This is a genomic window from Cupriavidus malaysiensis (genome assembly GCF_001854325.1).
Lineage (GTDB): Bacteria > Pseudomonadota > Gammaproteobacteria > Burkholderiales > Burkholderiaceae > Cupriavidus > Cupriavidus malaysiensis.
Genome location: NZ_CP017755.1, coordinates 2,769,122 through 2,787,148 on the forward strand (window position 1 = coordinate 2,769,122; position 18,027 = coordinate 2,787,148).

General features: G+C 65.4%; 14 protein-coding genes and 1 pseudogene. 11 read left to right on the top strand and 4 right to left on the bottom strand.

All coding sequences use genetic code 11. From position 1 onward, the window contains the following. Positions 1 to 81: 81 nt before the first annotated feature. Positions 82 to 438 carry a SpoIIAA family protein gene (locus BKK80_RS31670; RefSeq protein WP_071018514.1) on the bottom strand — a complete coding sequence of 119 codons (357 nt, stop codon included), beginning with the start codon at positions 436 to 438 and terminating at the stop codon, positions 82 to 84. 404 nt (positions 439 to 842) lie between these two features. Here BKK80_RS31670 and BKK80_RS31675 point away from each other — a divergent pair, with 404 nt between their 5' ends. The 4 genes from BKK80_RS31675 (at position 843) to BKK80_RS31690 (ending at position 6,374) form a co-directional block, all read left to right on the top strand. After that, the gene (locus tag BKK80_RS31675; RefSeq protein ID WP_071072699.1) at positions 843 to 1,748 is read left to right on the top strand and encodes a LysR family transcriptional regulator; all 906 of its coding nucleotides are present in this window, start codon (positions 843 to 845) and stop codon (positions 1,746 to 1,748) included. A 540-nt stretch (positions 1,749 to 2,288) separates the two neighbouring features. Then, positions 2,289 to 3,770: an aldehyde dehydrogenase gene (locus tag BKK80_RS31680; protein ID WP_071018500.1), complete on the top strand. Its 1,482-nt coding sequence runs from the start codon at positions 2,289 to 2,291 to the stop codon at positions 3,768 to 3,770. A 22-nt stretch (positions 3,771 to 3,792) separates the two neighbouring features. Further along, the gene (locus BKK80_RS31685) at positions 3,793 to 5,271 is read left to right on the top strand and encodes an FAD-dependent oxidoreductase (RefSeq protein WP_071018498.1); all 1,479 of its coding nucleotides are present in this window, start codon (positions 3,793 to 3,795) and stop codon (positions 5,269 to 5,271) included. 83 nt (positions 5,272 to 5,354) lie between these two features. Continuing rightward, entirely contained in the window at positions 5,355 to 6,374 is a 1,020-nt protein-coding gene (locus tag BKK80_RS31690) for a Bug family tripartite tricarboxylate transporter substrate binding protein (protein WP_083384412.1), read from the top strand. Between the two features lie 100 nt (positions 6,375 to 6,474). Here BKK80_RS31690 and BKK80_RS31695 read toward each other — a convergent pair whose 3' ends face one another. Next, positions 6,475 to 7,401, bottom strand: a complete 927-nt coding sequence (locus tag BKK80_RS31695) for a LysR family transcriptional regulator (RefSeq protein ID WP_071038848.1) — start codon at positions 7,399 to 7,401, stop codon at positions 6,475 to 6,477. Between the two features lie 323 nt (positions 7,402 to 7,724). On the opposite strand from BKK80_RS31695, the gene BKK80_RS31700 reads away from it, so the two are divergent. Both BKK80_RS31700 and BKK80_RS31705 read left to right on the top strand, forming a co-directional pair. Further along, on the top strand, positions 7,725 to 8,918 hold the full coding sequence (locus BKK80_RS31700) for a serine hydrolase domain-containing protein (RefSeq protein WP_071072701.1): 1,194 nt from the start codon (positions 7,725 to 7,727) through the stop codon (positions 8,916 to 8,918). A gap of 585 nt (positions 8,919 to 9,503) precedes the next feature. Next, complete coding sequence (locus tag BKK80_RS31705) at positions 9,504 to 9,941, top strand: hypothetical protein (RefSeq protein WP_071072703.1); 438 nt, start codon at positions 9,504 to 9,506, stop codon at positions 9,939 to 9,941. A gap of 49 nt (positions 9,942 to 9,990) precedes the next feature. Here the strand turns inward: BKK80_RS31705 and BKK80_RS31710 are convergent, their stop codons facing one another. Both BKK80_RS31710 and BKK80_RS31715 read right to left on the bottom strand, forming a co-directional pair. Then, complete coding sequence (locus BKK80_RS31710) at positions 9,991 to 11,502, bottom strand: MmgE/PrpD family protein (RefSeq protein ID WP_157128504.1); 1,512 nt, start codon at positions 11,500 to 11,502, stop codon at positions 9,991 to 9,993. Positions 11,503 to 11,876: 374 nt separating this feature from the next. Then, the gene (locus BKK80_RS31715) at positions 11,877 to 12,752 is read right to left on the bottom strand and encodes a LysR family transcriptional regulator (RefSeq protein ID WP_071018486.1); all 876 of its coding nucleotides are present in this window, start codon (positions 12,750 to 12,752) and stop codon (positions 11,877 to 11,879) included. Positions 12,753 to 12,868: 116 nt separating this feature from the next. Here BKK80_RS31715 and BKK80_RS31720 point away from each other — a divergent pair, with 116 nt between their 5' ends. The 5 genes and pseudogenes from BKK80_RS31720 (at position 12,869) to BKK80_RS31740 (ending at position 18,002) form a co-directional block, all read left to right on the top strand. Beyond that, positions 12,869 to 13,861: a tripartite tricarboxylate transporter substrate binding protein gene (locus tag BKK80_RS31720; RefSeq protein WP_157903377.1), complete on the top strand. Its 993-nt coding sequence runs from the start codon at positions 12,869 to 12,871 to the stop codon at positions 13,859 to 13,861. Positions 13,862 to 13,865: 4 nt separating this feature from the next. Next, positions 13,866 to 14,723, top strand: a complete 858-nt coding sequence (locus BKK80_RS31725) for an HpcH/HpaI aldolase/citrate lyase family protein (RefSeq protein ID WP_231908208.1) — start codon at positions 13,866 to 13,868, stop codon at positions 14,721 to 14,723. Between the two features lie 46 nt (positions 14,724 to 14,769). Next, positions 14,770 to 16,003 (top strand): annotated as a pseudogene (locus tag BKK80_RS31730) (CaiB/BaiF CoA transferase family protein). Further along, positions 16,000 to 16,986, top strand: a complete 987-nt coding sequence (locus BKK80_RS31735; protein WP_071072705.1) for a cyclase family protein — start codon at positions 16,000 to 16,002, stop codon at positions 16,984 to 16,986. The pseudogene BKK80_RS31730 and the gene BKK80_RS31735 overlap by 4 nt, the downstream one beginning before the upstream one ends. Positions 16,987 to 17,024: 38 nt before the next feature. After that, positions 17,025 to 18,002 carry a Bug family tripartite tricarboxylate transporter substrate binding protein gene (locus tag BKK80_RS31740; protein ID WP_071018481.1) on the top strand — a complete coding sequence of 326 codons (978 nt, stop codon included), beginning with the start codon at positions 17,025 to 17,027 and terminating at the stop codon, positions 18,000 to 18,002. The last annotated feature ends 25 nt before the right edge of the window (positions 18,003 to 18,027 follow it).

Consider the following 18,027-nt stretch of genomic DNA (forward strand, 5'->3'; position numbering starts at 1 on the left):
GCGGCCGGCCTAGGCCGATTTCCTCGCGCCCGTCAGGGGCAGCACCAGCACCAGCACGATGCGCGATGCGCCGGGCGGCGCTCAGGCATGGATCCAGGCCCGCGCCTGCTCCAGTTCGTCGATGTGGAACGTCTTGACTTCTGCCTTGGTGAAGAACCGCGCCAGATGCATCGAAGCGTGGATCCATCCCGCGTCGGCCACCACGGCGGCGCGCGTGATCCTGCGCGCCAGCGGAACGCCGAGCGTCAGGTCGGTCCACAAGGCCTTGGGTTCAATGCCGGTGAAATGCTCGATGCGCTCGAGCACGCGGGTCTTGCCATGCAGTTCGAGATCCCCGCGCATGCGCTCGATCGCGTCGCGCAGGTCCTGGTCGGTGACCTTGCCTTCGACCGATATTTCGACGACCGGGGAATCGGGGTCGGTGTGGTAGAGGATCATGACGGAACCCCCTGGCTGGAAAGACGTGACATGAAAGACGTGACACGCTCAGGCACGGACAGAGCCGGCGTTCGATCACGCTTTGATGGTACGCCTTTTCATCGGGCCCGGATCACAAGGGGGCTGCAACAGGCGATGTCGCCGCCACCGTGGGAAACCCAGGCCGGAGCCGGGTCCACCGCGCCGGAGCCGGAATCGGCGCCCCGGCGCCACCAAGGCTGAACGGTCCGGCTCAATCGAAGTACAACTGCGCCGCTGCCGATGGCTCGGACCGCCGGAAGCACCCTGTGACCCGGGGTAAGCCGGGGACTACCCTGTTCCCTGCCTGCTAAAGCGCCGTCTTCCGCCATTGCGCCATAATCTGCGACCGATGCGATTCGCGCACGCCAGAAAACATATGCTCTATGAGACGCAAAATCCCTAGTACGATTGCGCTCGCGGTGTTCGAAGCCGCTGCCAGGCAGGGCAGCTTTGCGCGTGCCGCGAGCGAAGTCTGCCTGACGGAAAGCGCGGTCAGCAGGCAGATCGCTTCGCTGGAGACCTATCTTGGCGTCAAGCTGTTCACGCGCGTGCGCAAGCAGGTCGTCCTGAACGATGCCGGGCGGCTTTACCTCAAGAACATCGCGCGCAACCTGTCCGACATCGAAGCGCATACCGCCGCGCTGATGTCTCATAAGGGCGTGGGGGGTGTGCTGGAGCTTGCCGTGATCCCCACCTTCGCCAATCGCTGGTTGCTGCCGCGCCTGAGAGACTTCCGCGAGCGCCACCCCGACATCATCCTGAATCTCTCCGAGCGGCCGTTGCCGTTCGGTTTTGACGAGACGAACTTCGATGCGGCCCTGAATTTCGATCATCCCTCCTGGACCAATGTGGTCAAGGTGGACCTGTTCGACGAAGAGTTGGTGCCGATCGTCAGCCCACGCTATTTCGACGCCCTGCTGCTCGCCGCGCCGGCTGACCTGGCCCGCATGCCGCTGCTGCATAAGGCCACGCGGCCGGAAGCCTGGAAGCACTGGTTCGAAGCGGCCGGGGTGGCCGACTTCACGCCGGTGCCGGGCATGCATTTCGAGCTGTATGGGATGGTGATCGAGGCGGCCCGTGCCGGCTTGGGCGCCGGGCTGGTGCCGCGCGTCTATGTGCGGGATGAAATCCAGCGCAACGACCTGATCGTTCCCTTCGATCTTTCGCTCAAGCATGAAAAGCGCTATTGCCTGGTCTATCCCGAGCGCAAGAAGGACTCTGAACTGGTGCGGGTGTTTCGGGACTGGGTGGTCGGCATCGAGTCCGGCTTCCATGCCCGGCTGACATAGCGCAGCGCCGAGCCTGTCGTCCGCAAGCGCCCCGCCTGCGGACGCCATGCTTGCGCCGTCCCCTCCTTTCCCCGGCGCCAAGGCAGTGCTGGCCGGCGTAGTCCGGGTCTGTCCGCCGACGCTTCCACTATCTACGCCGCCCACCGTCTACGCCGCCCACCGGTCGATGCCTTGCTGCCGCGCGGCATCGCTCAAGACTTCCGCTCTATCCCCCGCCGGACAGGCCTGTCCGGCTCCCGCGTCTCGAATGCCGCGCCGGCGCCGACCTTGCGCAAGCACGATGCCGACCACCGCCTCGCACCCGTGCCGTGCGCGCCTGCGTGGCAGCACGGGGCAGCCGGAGCGTGCCCGCGCAGGCGGCGGCCCGGGCAATTCCCCTCCGCCTGCGGACTGCCTCGGAGAGTTCATGACAAAACCTCATCTTCTCTGGAGTTCTTTTCGTTTGCCAGCGGCAAGCGCGATCACCAGAATCGACACGCAGGAAACGACACATCTCGACACATCCACCGGGCTTCCTGCCACTCACAGAGGACACTTTGCATGCCATCGCATTACCAGCTCCTGATCAACAATGAATGGGTCGACCCTGTCCAGGGCGAATGGTTCGATTCGCTCGACCCGTACTCCGGCGAGCCTTGGGCACGGATCCCACGGGGGACACGGGAAGACGTCGACCGTGCGGCCCAGGCCGCGGCCGCGGCCATGAAGGGGCCATGGTCCAGGCTTTCGCCCACCGCGCGAGGCATGCTGCTCTACAAGCTCGCCGGCCTGATCGAAGAGAACCTGGAGCTGCTCACCGAAGTCGAAGCACGCGATAACGGCAAGCTGCGCAGCGAGGTCCGCGGCCAGGTGGGTTACGTCGCCAAGTATTTCTACTACTACGCCGGCATGGCGGACAAGATCCAGGGCGCCGTCATTCCGATGGACAAGCCGAAGGTCTTCAATTACACCCGCATGGAGCCGGTCGGCGTCATCGGCACCATCACCCCGTGGAACTCTTCTCTCCTCCTGACTGCCTGGAAGGTGGCGCCCGCCCTGTGCGCCGGCAACACGATCGTCGCCAAGCCGTCGGAACACACCTCCGTTTCGCTGCTGGAACTGGCCAAGCTCTTTGTGCAGGCGGGGTTCCCGCCGGGCGTGTTCAACGTGGTGACCGGCTTCGGCAAGGATGTCGGCGAGCCGCTGGTGGAACATCCCCTGGTTCCCATGATTGCCTTCACCGGCGGTGACGAGGGTGGCCGGCGCGTCAACATGGCGGCCGCCGCGCATTTCAAGAAGGTCACGCTCGAGCTTGGCGGCAAGTCCCCCAATATCGTGTTCGACGACGCCGACCTGACCAATGCGGCGAATGGCGTCATCACGGGCATCTTTTCCGCCGGCGGCCAGACCTGCATGGCCGGTTCCCGGCTGCTGCTGCAGGAGAGCATCCACGACGCGTTCGTCGATCGCCTGATCGCGATCGCCGGCAAGGCCAGGCTGGGCGACCCATCCCGCCCGGACGTGCAGATGGGACCGGTCGCCACGCGTCCGCAGTTCGACAAGGTGGTCGACTATATCCGCATTGCCAAGGAGGAAGGCGCGACTTGCGCCTTTGGCGGCAATGTCCGCAGCGGCCCCGGATTCGGCGCCGGCCAGTTCGTCGAGCCCACCATCTTCACCAATGTCTCGAACGAGATGCGCATCGCGCAGGAGGAGGTGTTCGGCCCCGTGCTGTCGGTGCTGAAGTTCAAGGATGAGGACGATGCGCTGCGCATCGCCAACGACATCCGCTTCGGCCTGGCCGCGGGTGTATGGACCAAGAGCCTGCACCGGACCATGTACATGTCCGAGCGGCTGCAAGCGGGCACGGTCTGGATCAACAACTATCGCTCCACCAGCTTCACCACGCCGTTCGGCGGCTACAAGGACAGCGGACTCGGTCGCGAAGGCGGCATGGAGGCCGTGAAGGAGTTCATGGAGACCAAGAGCGTGTGGATCTCCACGGACCTGGAAATGCCGGACCCGTTCATCCGCAAATACTGACCCCACCGCGAGGAGACACATCATGAGCACTGCGCACAGTGCCGACAGCTTCGACGTGATCGTGATCGGCTGCGGCATCTCCGGCCTCTCGGCAGCCGTTGCCGCGGCCGGCCGTGGCGTCAGCGTCGCTGTCATCGAGCGCGCCACGCGCGAGGAATCCGGTGGCAATACCCGCTGGACCGAGGCCTACTTCCGCATGAAGAGCGATACCGAGGTCAGCGACGATTTCGACGAGTTGCTCAGCGCGAACGCGGGCGACAATCTCGACCCCGATGTCATTCGCAGCATGGCCGCTCCCTACGAGGACTGGCCACCCCAAGTCAAGGCTCACGGCATGCCGGATCCCGAATTGCTGTCGACGCTTTCGAGCCAGGCCGGGCCGACCGTGCAGTGGCTCAAGTCCTTCGGTATCCGCTTCGATGCGCTGCCCACTTACTTCGTCACCGCCGCGGCCCCCCGCCTGATGCCGGTAGGCGGAGGACTGGCCATGATCGAAGCGTTGCATGCCCACGCCTCCGATCTTGGCGTGCGGTTCTTCTACGAAACCACGGCCAGCCGTCTGGCACGCCGGGATGCCAGCGGCAATCTGCGGCTCGGCCTGGTGGACGGCGGTGGCAATGCCTTCGCGCTGCGGGGACGCCATGTCGTGATCGCATCGGGCGGCTTCGAGGGAAATCCGGAGATGCTGGCGCAATACCTTGGCCCGGCGGCACGCTACATCCGTCCCGTGGCTCGCGGCGGCTATTACAACAAGGGCGAAGGCATCCGCATGGCGCTGGCCCTCGGCGCAGCGCCTGCCGGCGACTTCAGTTCCTTTCACGCCGAACCGCTGGACCCCCGCTCGGCCCAGGTCGAGGCGCTGGTCATGAACTTTCCCTATGGAATCCTCGTCAACAAGCTCGGCCAGCGCTTCACCGATGAAGCACCGGGACCGGTCGATGTTCACTACGACCATATCTCCCGGGCCTTCAAGGACCAGCCCGGCGGGATCGCATTCGTGATCTTCGACGGACGGATCGACGACGTGCCGAACTGGAGGAAAGGCATCCGCACCGACCAGCCGCCCCTGCGAGGCGAGAGCATCGCGGAACTTGCCGCGAAATGCGGCATTGCGCCGGAGGGTCTGGAGAAGACGGTGCAGTCCTTCAATGCCGCATGCCGGCCGGGCGAGTTCCGTCCGCTCGAAGTCGATCATCTCTGCACTTCCGGCATCCATCCGCCCAAGTCCAACTGGGCACGGCCGGTCGATACGGCCCCGTACTACGCCTACCCGATCATGCCGGGCATCTGTTTTACCTTCGGCGGCATCAAGGTCAATCGCCACGCCCAGGTGGTGGATACCGACGGCAAGGCGATTCCAGGGCTCTATGCGGCCGGCGAAGCTGCCGGCCTGTACTACCAGGTCTACACCGGGGCGACCTCGGTGATGCGGGGCGCCGTGTTCGGCAAGCTGGCCGGCGAGCATGCCGCGGCACAGGCGGGAAGACACCAGGAACGTTGACAAGCCCCCGCGGCCGCAGGAGATGCGGTCGCCCAGGATGCGGCCGCCAAAGAACAGGAAGCTACGGAACGTAGCAGGAGACAATGATGACCAACGCAACCCAGGCGCGGCGCCTCTCGCGCGTCGTCGGGGCAGGCACGCAAGTGGCCGCCCTCGCTATCGCCCTTGCCATGACGTTCGGCAGTATCCAGCCTTCCCGGGCGCAAGGTGGCTGGACCCCGGGCAGGCCCATCCGCCTGATCGTTCCTTACGCCCCCGGCGGAGGCACGGATGTCCTGGCCCGGCTGGTGGTGGCAGGTATCGAGAACGGCCTCGGCCAGCCGCTCATCGTGGAGAACCGCCCCGGCGCGAACGGCGTGATCGGTGCGAACCTCGTCTATCGCGCACCGCCTGATGGCTACACCCTGCTCTTCGCCGCCGCCGACTTCATATCGGTCGCCCCGTACATTCACCCGAAGGTCGTGCAGTTCCAGCCCAACAACTTCCGCCCCGTGGCCCCGGTGGCAAAGATGGGATTCGTCCTCGCCGGCAGGCCCGACGCGGAAACCCGGACCGTGCAGGACATCGTCGCCAAGGCGAAGAACGGCCCTGTCTCGTACGGGCACTGGGGCCCGGGCAGCATGGCGCAGATGGGCATGGAGATCCTGAAGACGAAAGCGCATATCGGCACGATGCTCGAGGTTCCCTTTGGCGGCGCCGCGCCGGTCATGACGGCCGTGATGGGGGGACAGGTCGACTACGCCTTCATCCCGACGCCGCTGGCGGTCGCCAACAAGACCAAGCTGCGTCTCTACGCGCTGGGATCACCGGAACGGTTCCCGTCGATCAAGGATATCCCCACCCTCGCGGAAAGCGGCTATGCCGTCGATGCCGATACGTGGTTCGGCATTCTCGCCCCGCCCGGCACGCCGCAGGCCGTGGTCGACGCCATCCAGGCACAGGTGGCGCGCGTCACCGGCCAGGCCGACTTCCGCGCGCGCCTGGCCGACATGGGATATACGCCGATCACGATCGATCCGAGGAAGTTCGGCGAGTTCGTCCAGGCCGAGAACCAGCGCTGGGGCGCGGCGGTCAAGGCGGCCCGCATCCGTGTGGAAGAGTGAGGCCGTGGCCGTGGCCGTGGCCGTGGCCGTGGGCAGGCGGCAAGCGGGTCCGCCAGGCCCGACGTAGCGCGGGTCAGGGGCGTGGCGCGCGGGGGCGAAGTCACCGGGTGGCGCGGTCGGATGGCATGCCGAAGCCCTGGCCCGCGAAGAGTCTCTCGGCCATGAAGTCGATGAACACGCGCAGTTTCGGCGCCAGGTGCTTGCTGGAGGGCCAGAGCAGGCGGAAGGTGCCTTGGTGTTCTATGTGCTTGTCCAGCACGGTGGTCAACTCGCCCAGTTCGAGCGCCGTGCTCACCATGAAATCAGGCAGGCAAGCGATGCCCAGGCCATCCTTGGCCACATCGAGCAGTGCTTCGGACGTGTTGCAGACCATGGTCGCCGGCAGCACCACGTCCGCCGCCGCCGCGTGGCTGCGCTTCAGCGGCCAGGCTTCGAACTTGCCGGTGCTGGGGAACTTGTGCTGCAGGCAGGCATGGCCGGCCAGATCGGCGGGCACCCGCGGCGTACCGTGGCGGGACAGATAGCCGGGCGACGCGACCAGCAGCAGGCGGTAGGTCCCGAGCGGACGGGACATCAGGCGCGAGTCCGTGGGCTCGCCGGTGCGCACGACGGCATCGAATCCTTCCTCGATGACATCCACCAGCCGATCCGAAAAATCCACGTCCAGTTCGATGGCCGGATAACGATGCATGAAGGCGGTCAGCGCCGGCATGACCAGCCTGCCGACCAAGGGCAGGCTGATGCGCAGCCGCCCTTGCGGGGCCTGGCGCGTCTCGGACAGTTCCAGCTCGGCGGCCTCGACCTCGCACAGGATGCGCCGGCAGCGCTCCAGGAACAGCGTGCCTTCGGCGGTCAGCGTAATGCTGCGCGTGCTGCGGTGAAGCAAGCGGACGCCCAGCCGTTCTTCCAGCCGCGCCACGCTTTTGCCGACGGCGGAGGACGACACGCCAAGATTGCGCCCGGCCACTGAAAAGCTGCGCGTTTCGGCCGCCTGCACGAAGAACGCGATCCCGCTGAGTGATTCCATACCTCCATACCGCGAAGATTTAAGACTTTTTGTCCGCTATGTTCTGAACATTAGCATTATTGTCTTGCGTTCGCCATCAGCCTAAGGTAGTCGCCTGCGCTTCACGTGCGATCCCTGTGCGTGCAAGCGGCGCGCTGAACAGGCAGACCATGACGATTTCGACAGGAACAGGAACGCCCGGCAACGAAGGCAAAGCCGTGGAAGGATGCGGCCGGCTTCCCAGTTCGTGCGGGCGTTTTCGGTTGCCTGCGCGGCGCGCCGGAACGGCTTTCCGCCCTGCCCGATCGCGCTGACCCCATCCACTCAATACTCTGGAGCTTTCCATGCCGCACGCTTCGGCCCATCGTCTGCCGCTCCCCTCGACCCTGCCGCTTGCCAGCCTCACCGAGCGCGTCGATTCCGTCATCGACACCGCCATTGCGGAGCAGCGCGTCGTCGGCGCCACCGTCCTGATCGCCAGGCATGGCGAGACGGTCTACTCCCGGGCCGCCGGGTTCGCCGACCGGGAAGCCGGCCGTGTGCTGGCGCCGCACACACTGTTCCGGCTCTCCTCCGTCTCGAAGGTCTATGCATCGGTCGCGGCCATGGTACTGATCGGGCAGGAGCGGATCCGTCTCGATGCGCCGGTCACGACCTGGCTCCCCGACTTCCGGCCGGCAGCGCCGGACGGCAGCGTGTGCGACATCACGGTCCGTCATCTGCTCACCCATACCGCGGGCCTGGGCTATGGCTTCTTCGAGCCTGCCGACGGGCCGTACCATCGCGCCGGCGTATCGGACGGGATGGACATCGCCGACGTATCGCTGGAAGAAAATGTCCGGCGTATCGGCACGGTGCCGCTCCTGTTCGCGCCCGGCTCCGCGTGGAGCTACTCGCTTGCGACCGATGTGCTCGGGCTCGTGATCGAGAAAGCGTCCGGCCTGCCGCTTGCCGAGGCGATCCGGGCACTGGTGACGGCACCGCTCGGCTTGGCCGACACCGGCTTTTCCGTGGCCGACTCCGCCCGTCTCGCGGCGGGGTATATCAACGAGGGTGGCGCGTCCCGCCGCATGACCGACCTCGAACTGGTCCGCCTGCCCTTTATCCCGGAGGCGGAAGGCATGCGCATGGCACTGGGGCGGGCCTTCGAGAGCCATGCCTTTGCCTCGGCCGGCGCGGGCATGATCGGCTCGGCCGAGGATCTGCTCGCCCTCCTCGAAACCCTGCGCAAGGGCGGCGCGCCGCTGCTGTCAGCGTCCCAGGTCGAGGCCATGGCGACAGACCAGGCGCCGGGCATGGACCTCCTGCCATGGCCGGGCCGCGGCTTCGGCCTCGGCTTCACGGTGCTGCGCGATCCAGCCGCGGCCAACTCGCCCGAACCCGCGGGGACGTGGCGACTGGGCGGTGCCTACGGGCATTCGTGGTTCGTCGACCGCGCCAACGGCCTGACCGCCGTCGCCTTCACCAATGCCGGCCTGGAAGGCCAGTCGCCTGGCGGACGGTTCCCGGATGATCTCGCCAACGCCATCTATGGGTGATCGGCTGAGCGGGGAGGATGAGCCAGCGTGAAGGCGGCAATGCAGCCTCCGCAATGGCGTGCAATGGGGAGGCCGGAAGAAGACCATGCGAACGAGTCGCTGGGTTGCACCCTGAGATTGGGCCTGCTTTGCGTAGTGGGAAGCGGTGGCCGAGGATCGACGCGCAACGAATCGCCGGCATCTGAATGATCCCTGCTTGAGGAGGGCGAGATGCCAAGCGATCTTCGCTAAAGTTCCGGAAAAACGGTGCCATCCAATACAAGAATGGCAGAGATTTTCAGGGAAAAGAACCTTAGGAATCGCTGATCCATGAGGCTTGCGCTTGATGTTGCACAAGCCAAGGATTTGCCAGGGATTTCGGTTTTCGCAACGCGGCAGAGAGGGACGCTTCAAGCCATTTTTCTCTCGTTTCGCACCTTTCCTGGCGCGCTGTGCGCGCTCAGGACGGATTGCTCCCCTGTGAGGCCGACAACAGCTTCCTGGTGAGCGCCAGATTCGCCAGGCCAGACAGGCTGAACCACCCGCGTCGCCAAACGCGTGCTTCAGATGACTGCCGTGCTGATTAAATCAGTCTTTCCCTAACTCATGAAAACGATCTTGCTCCCTATCCATCTCGCAGCCATGGGCGTGTGGCTTGGTTGCGTTCTCACAGAAGCACTATTTGAGCGGGCACTTTTGGGCAAAAGCCGGGAGCATGAGTTGCTCTTGTCAGCCCTTCACAAGCGCGTCGATATCATCGTCGAAATCCCGGCGTTCATAGTTGTGCTCGTCACAGGCTGGATCATGCTCCCGAGCGCGGCATCGAGCTCGCTATTGCTCACCAAAGTGGCCTCAGGCCTTGTCGCCATGGCAGCGAATGTATTTTGCGTTGGCTTGGTCTTCAAACGCTACGCTGCCGCATCGGCCAACAACTGGGATGTCTTTGCCCGTCTTGATAGACTTCAACACAAGGTGGGCGCTGTTGTTCTTATCGGCATCCTGGGCGCGATGAGTGTTGGTTTTTACTTGTATGCACGCGCCTGACGGACTGCTGAAGTCGACTTCCTGGCACGCTCACGGCACAGTCCAGACCTCAGCCCTGCCGCGCCTGGGCGGCGGCCTCAAACAACTCGTCGACGCTGGTGGCTTTCTCCAGCGACCAGATGGCGCTGAGGAGCTGCTCACCGTGAGGCCTGCTGATCGCCGACCCCACCGTGCGCCAGAACTTCGCCTCGATGCCCGCGCGCGTCAGCGGGAACCGGGAAGAGCCCCACAGGTCCTCCGCCTGCTCGGTCAGCGTCTCACCGGACTTCAGCGTGACCGACACCCGGTTTGGAATCTGGCGCGGCGTCATTGCCGTCAGCACAGGGTCCTCGACCACCTTGATCTTCGCCATCAGCGCACGCACGTCCGGGGCCGCCAGGTTGGCTTCGGCGTAGCTGGCGTTGGTGATCGTTCCATCGAGCAGCGCGCGCGCCACCACGTAGGGCATGCTGTGGTCGGCCGACTCTTTTGTCGCCGGGGCCCACATTTCCCGCTCACTGCCGGTGAATCGGTATCCGAACTGCGTTGTGGCGACCAGCACCCGCTCGATCTGGTTGCGATCCGGAATCCTCTTCGACAGCCGGATCGCGGACTCTACGGCGGTGATGGTGTGGCCTTGCGCTGGATAGGGCTTGACCAGCACGTCATGAATGCGGAAGCCCGTGCCCCGGGTGCCGAAGCCCGCCGTGTCCAGTTCAAGACCGGCGCCGGCCACCAGGCGGTTGAACCCCATCGTTCCCTCGAAGATGGGGCTGGGACCGGTGATTCCCTCCCTCGCCAGGCGGGCGGCGAAGACACCGCTGCGCGACGCCGATGCATCGGCGAGCCCCTTCCAGTTCGAGAGCACCTGGACCCGGGTCTGATTCATGGCGACATGGTCCACCAGCGCGATGTTCACGGCTTGTGTCAGCTGTTCTACCGGTAACCGCATCAGCTTGCCAGCAGTCAACGCAGCCGTCACCACACCATAGCTGGGGTTGTCCCAGCCGCGCGCGCTGAGCGATGCCGCATCGAACAGCCGGCACTCAATCTCGTAGGCCGCGATCGCCGACACAATGAAGTCGGTGATCGAGCGGCCTTCAGACTGGGCCACGGCCAGGCACACCGAGAGGTGATCGCTCGGATGGCCCGCCTCCTTGGACAGGTAGCCATCATTGAGGTCGTAGTACCGGATTGCCGCGCCGTTCGCGAAGGCGGCCAGTTCCGCCGAGCTCCGGCGGCGCGTTCCGATCAGCGCCGCTTCGGCCGGGCCGCTCGCGTCGGCCAGGCCGAAGCACCTGGCAATGACCGGCTCGTCCAGCGCGGCCAGCGCGCAGCCGAAGGTGTCGACCAGGCGCAGCTTCAGCGCCTCCAGCGTCGCCGCGTCGATGTCGGCTTCGCCGAGCGCGTGCACGTACTCGGCCAGCCGTTGCGCCAGCGGCGCTGCATCGGAACGCGGCGCAACCGGTGCCCCCCGTGCCAGCCCGCCAGCCCCCATGAGGCCGATGGCCGCTGCAGCCGGCAAGGCCCTGAGGAGAAACCCGCGCCTGCGATCCGACGTGTGACTCGTTGCCTGTCTCACTGCCTGTCTCCTTGTCTTCCGAGTTGGTTCTTGTGTGTGAATCGGCCGGTCGCGCTGCGACTGCGGCGATGGTTGTCGCTGCGGGAGACGCCCATCACGTTTGCGGTGAGGCGACCGGCTCGCCCGCAGCCGTCATGGAAGAGCCCACCGGATCGCAATACGAACATCATGTATGCATTCGACTGATTTTTCAAGACAGGAATGCATAAAACATCATGCAATATGCCAAAATGCATACACCAAGAGAAAGGAGATCTTCACATGCCTGGCCTCACATCTATCCGCCGGACCCGTCCCGCGCGCCGGTGAACGGCGACTCCCTCCTGCTGGAGACACCTGCCGGGCAGACCAAGGCGCCGCTGACGTCAGGCTCCTTATCTCACCCGCGCATAGGCATCCTCAAACGCCCGTACCACGGCATCGAAAGCACGGGCGCCGTGCCCGCTCTCGATCCGACAGAAAGCCAGTTGCCGCCAGGGCGCCTCCTTTCCCAGGTTCATCTCCCGCAGCGGATAGGCGGCCCGCAACTGCTGCCGCGGCCGCGGTATCACGGTGGCGCCCATGCCTCCGGCAACCATGGCAACGATCGCGTCCGTGGACTCGATCTCTGCAACGGCTTTGGCATTGGGCGCGATCTGGCGCACGAAGTCGGCGGCAATTCTGCCGCCGGTGATGCCGCGGTGATAGCGTATCCATCCGTGCATGGCCAGCGCTTCGGCAGGCGAGCGGGCAGTGGAGCCATGCGGTGCAAGCAGCGCGAAGACCTCGCGCGCGAGATCGCGCCAATGCAGCCGTGACGATCCGCCCGACAGCGGCCGCACGAGGAGCGCAGCGTCGATGCGGCCGCCTCTCAGATCGTCCAGCAGTGTGGCCGAGGGCGCGGATGTGAGCCGGATCTCCAGGCCGGGATACTGCTGGCGCAGCTTCTGCAAGGCGACAGGCCCGGCGCTGACCAGCGCACTTGGAATCAGGCCCAGCCGCAGGATTCCCTCGATACCTGGGCTGCGTCGCGAACGCATCGCCTCGATCGCCGCCATGGCTTCCTTCACCACGGCCGCCGTCTCGAGCCCGAACGGCGTAGGCGTGACGGAGGCGCCGGAGCGGTCGAACAAAGGATGTCCGAAGTATTGCTCCACTTGCTTGATCTGCAAGCTGACCGCGCTCGGCGTGAGGCTAACCCTCTCGGCGGCCGCCACGAAGCTGCCGCTCTCGACCACCGCCGTCAGCGTATTCAACATGTCGAGCTTCATAAGGTTTTCTCACTTTGTGATCAATGAAAAATCAGCTTCCTTTAGGCTCACGAAGCTTAAGATCTGATGCAGCCCATGACAAGGGCGACACAAGAACAGAATCGAAGGAGACAGCATTGACACCCCATTTGCGCTGGCACCGTGGGGCCGCGGCGCTCTGCGCGGCCATGGTGATGAGTACCGGTGCGGGCGGTGCCCAGCCTGCCGCTGGCAAATTTCCGTCCCGGCCGCTGACCCTGGTGGTGCCCTATCCCGCAGGGGGTTCCAATGACAATGCCGCCCGGCTGCTGGCCAGGAAGCTGAGCGATGCGTTGGGTCAGCCGGTCGTGGTGGACAACCGGTCTGGCGCCAGCGGTACGCTGGGCGCCGAGCATGTCGCCAGGGCCGCGCCGGACGGATACACGCTGCTCTATGCATCCTCGTCCTTCCTGACGGCATCGGTGCTCCGGGCGCGCCCTGTGTACGATCCACTGAAGGATTTCGTGCCGGTGGCGCGTGTCAGCCGTGCTCAGTTCGTGATCACGGTCGGCAAACACGTATTGGCAAAAACGCTTCAGGATCTGATTGCGCAAGCCAGGACCCATCCTGGCAAGCTCAGTTATGGCAGCTCGGGTATCGGCAGCATCAACCACTTCGCCACGGAAGCCTTTGCCGAGAGCGCCGGCATCAGGCTGACGCATGTGCCCTATCGTGGCATGACACCTGCCATGCAAGACCTGGCCGGCGGCCATGTCGACATCGTGCTGGGCAGCGTCCCTTCCACCATGGCGCAGGTGAAGAGCGGGCGCGTACGCGCACTGGCAGTGACGGGGGAAAGCGCAGCGCCGCAACTGCCGGGATTGCCGATCGCGGCGTCGGCCGGCGCGCCGGGATTCACCTTCGACGCCTGGTCTGGCGTGCTCGCGCCGGCAGGCACGCCGCAGGCTCTGATCGACCTGCTCGGCACTGAGGTCGCGCTGGCACTGAAGGACCCCGCCCTGCGTGCCGCCTTCGAAGCCGAAGGCGCGAGCCTGGCACCAATGGGTTCCGCGGAGTTCAGCCGGATCCTTGCCACCGAGCTGCAGCGGTTCCGCCAGCTCGCCCAGAAAGCCGACATCCGGGCGGAGTGAAAACATGGAATATATGCGCAGCAAGCTGTTCCTGCCTGCCACCCGGCTTGATCTGGCCGGCAAGGCACTGGCCAGCGGTGCGGACGCCGTCTGCATCGACCTCGAGGACGCCGTGACCAAAGCCGGCAAGGACGACGCGCAGCGAGCCGCCAGCCTGTACCTGCAATCCGTCAGGCGCTCGGTGAGCCCGCCGCTGATCGTGCGGATCAATGCCGTGGGCGGCGACCACTGGCGGCAGAACCTGGAGGCGGTGGCCCTGCCGTCTGTCGTGCAGATCAATCTGCCGAAAGTCGAGCAGCCCGACGCGATCCTCATGGCAGCGGCCGCGCTGGATGTTCTGGAGCACCAGCGCGGCATCCTTTCGCCCATCGGCCTGCTGATCAACATCGAAACGCCTGCTGCGCTGGCCCGGGCCGCTCAGCTTGCCAGCGCGCATCCGCGCGTCGCGGGCCTGCAGGTGGGCTTCGGCGACCTGTTCCTGGCGTGCGGCATCGACCGCAACAACGCGGCTGCCCGTGACCATGTCCGCATGACGGTCTCGGTTGCGGCCGCGCAGGCAGGCATTCCCTGCTATGACGGTGCCTTCGCTGACGTACGCGACACGGCCGGCCTTGAGCGCGAGGCGCGCAACGCGCGGGCCTTCGGCTTTACAGGCAAATCTTGCATCCATCCGCGCCAGGTTGCCACCGTCAACGCGGCGTTCACGCCGGGCGGTGACGAGATGGCCTGGGCCCGCAAGATCGTCGAGGCCGCAGGTCATGTTGACGACCCCGGCCAAGGCGCCTTTCTTGTCGATGGACAGATGGTGGACGAGCCGCTGTTGCGGCTGGCCCAACGCCTGCTCGCGAGAGCGCCAGTCTGAGCGCCTTATCGCCTTATCGCCTTATCGCCCTATCCGGAACCCCATCATGTCATGTCCATCCCAGTACACGACGGGCCGTGGCGGCCCGCTCGCGGGCATCACCGTGCTCGATCTCAGCGCCTATCTGGCAGGCCCTTACGGCTGTACTCTGCTGGCCGACCTCGGCGCGCGGGTCATCAAGATCGAACCGCCGGGAGGAGACAATGTGCGCCACTACCCTTCGACACTCAAGCCGGAGGCACGTGGCTTCGTTGGAAACAACCGCAGCAAGGAAGGCATCGTACTCGACCTGAAGCACCCCGATGGGCTGGCGGCGCTGAAGCGCCTGATCCGGCAGTCTGACGTGCTGGTACACAACTTCCGCCCCGGCGTGCCGGCCAGGCTGGGCATCTCATATGCGTGCCTGAGCACTGACCATCCCCGCCTGGTCTACTGCGCCGTGACGGGCTACGGCGAGTCCGGGCCGCTGAAAGACCATGCGGGGTACGACCAGGTGCTGCAGACCATGACGGGCTTGTCTGAAGCGCAGGGCGCAGTACGGAACGAGCCACCGCAACTGCTGATGGGGTCGATCGTCGACTACTACACCGCTTGCATGGCTGCATTCGGCATCGTATCGGCACTCTATGCCCGCGAACACACTGGCTGCGGCCAGTACGTCGGTGCTTCGCTGATGCGTAGTGCGCTGGCGATGCAGGCCGGGCGTTTCGTGTGGGCTGACAGCGAGCCGCTCGACGCCGGCAGAGAGTTTGGTTCGGGGGGGCGTGACAGGCTTGCATCCGACCCGCGATGGCTGGCTCTACATTTCGGCCAATACGCCGCATTTCTGGAAGTCACTGTGCCGCCTGCTGGGGCTGCCAGCCTTGGGCGACGACGATCGCTACGACAGTATCCGCAAGCGTGCGGAGCGCGCCAGCGAAATCGTGCCGGCCATCCGCGAGGCCCTGCTGGCATGCAGCGCCCTGGAGTGGGAAGCCGTCTTTGGCAGCGAGGTGCCGTGCGCAGCCGCCCGATCGGTCAGCGCAATGTTCAGCCATCCGCAGGTTCTGGCCCAGGACCTGGTGCATCGCTACGAGCACCCGACGGTGGGCTCGTTCCTGGGCTTCAAGAACCCGATCGAGTTTGGCGCCACGCCCTGCCCCGCCCCCTTTGCCTCGCCGACGTTGGGCCAGCACACGCGAACGGTGCTCGCCTCATTTGGCTTCGAGCCAGCGGAGATCGAAGCCCTGGAGCGGCAAGGAACGACCAGCATGCATCAACCTGCCCAGGCGTCAGCATGAATACCACCCAGACCCGTTGGCGCTTCCGGCCCGATCACTCCAATTGGGGCGACTATGGCCCCGACGACCGGCTAGGCCAGTTGAATGAGATTACCCCGGAACGAAGGCGGCGCGCCCTGGAGGAAGCGACGGATGGCATCGCCTTCTGCCTGTCGCTGCCACTGGACAAGGGTCCACGGCTCAATGCGAGCCGGCATCCGCCGAGTCTCGCCGCGGCGCTCCGCGACGGTCGTCCGCGCTACAACCAGTGCGCCCGCGACCTGCATGCCGGTCTGACCGACGTGGTATGCGACGACAGGGTTACGCTCTACACGCAGTTTTCAACACAGTGGGACGCCCTGGCGCACGTCGGTGCCTTGTTCGATGCGGACGGTGACGGCGAGCCAGAGATCCGCTACTACAACGGCTGGCCGCCAGCCGACATTGGCTTATCCGCCCTCGGGATCGAGCACATGGCTGCGACGGGTGTGCAGGGCCGCGGGGTGATGATCGACCTGCACCGGCACTTCGGCACGACGCGCGTGCAGGTGGGCTACGAGAAGCTCGCCCGCATCCTCGACATCGACGGCATCGTGGTGGAGCCGGGCGACATGGTTTGTTTGCACACCGGTTTCGCGCAACTGCTGCTGGATGGGGTGCCGCGGACAGCCGAGGATCTCGCGCAGGCCTGCCCTGTGCTGGACGGCTCCGATCGGCAATTGCACGAATGGATTTCCGCAACACGCATCGCTGTGCTTGCTGCCGACAACGTCGCGGTCGAAGCGCGGCCCGCCGCGCCGGAGGCTGGCTATTCCGGGCCACTGCTGCCGCTCCACGAACACTGCTTGTTCAAGCGAGGCGTGCATCTCGGCGAGTTGTGGCACCTCACCCCGCTCGCCCGATGGTTGCACGCCCACCAACGTTATCGCTTTCTGCTGACGGCCCCGCCGCTGCGGCTGCCGGGGGCCGCCGGGTCGCCCGCTACGCCGGTCGCCACCGTGTGACAGCCGGCGATTCGTCCATCATTCGTCGGAGCTACCTCATGCAACGTACCCAATTCAGGCTGCTGACTGCTTTTCTGGTCGGTGCGGCGGCACTCGTGCCTGCCCTCCTGCACGCACAGCCAGCGTGGCCCGGCAAGCCGATCCGGCTCGTGAGTCCGGCGGCCCCCGGCCAGGCTGCCGACGTCATCGGGCGGACGGTGGCTCAGGGACTTGCCACTGCCCTTGGCCAGCCGATAGTGGTCGAGAACAGGCTGGGCGCGGGCGGAATGATCGGCACTGACGCCGTAGCCAAGGCGGCGCCTGACGGCTACACATTGCTGATCGCAAGCAGTGGCCCGCTGGTGATCACGCCGGCGGTGTTCCGGAAGGTACCTTATGAGCCGATCAAGGACTTCGTGTACGTCGCCAGTCTGGCCACGACGCCGCAAGTCCTTCTGGTTCGCGCCGACTCGCCCTACAGGACCTTGGCCGACTTCATCAACGCGGCCAAGGCCAGGCCGGGCGAGCTTGCCTATGGATCGACCGGCACCACGAGTCAACTGGCCATGGAATCGCTGGCGATGCATGGCGGCATCAAACTGAACCATGTGCCCTTCAAGGGCAATACCGAGGCAACGACACAGCTGCTCGGCGGGACAATCGCCGCGGTGTACGACACGGTTCCCGGCTCGCTGACGCTTGTGCGATCGGGCAAGCTGCGGCCGCTCGGCGTGGCAGCGCCGAGGCGCTCGCCATTCCTGCCAAACACCCCGGTTTTGGCTGAAGCCGGCTTTGCCGGCGCCGAGGCAGTGGGCTGGATCGGCATCGCCGCGCCAGCTGGAACGCCGGCGGCAATCGTGGACCGGCTGCACGCGGAGATCAGCAAAGTGCTGGAGAGGCCTGAAGTGATGGCGCAATTCCAGCGCCTCGGCTTCGCGCGTGCCGGAGCGGGCAGGCTGGAGTTCGAGTCGTTCGTCAGGGAGGAAAAGAAGAAATGGGCCGAAGTGGCCAGACGAACGGGAGTAGAGGTTCAGTAGTGCCGCAGCAATACCAAGAACAAAA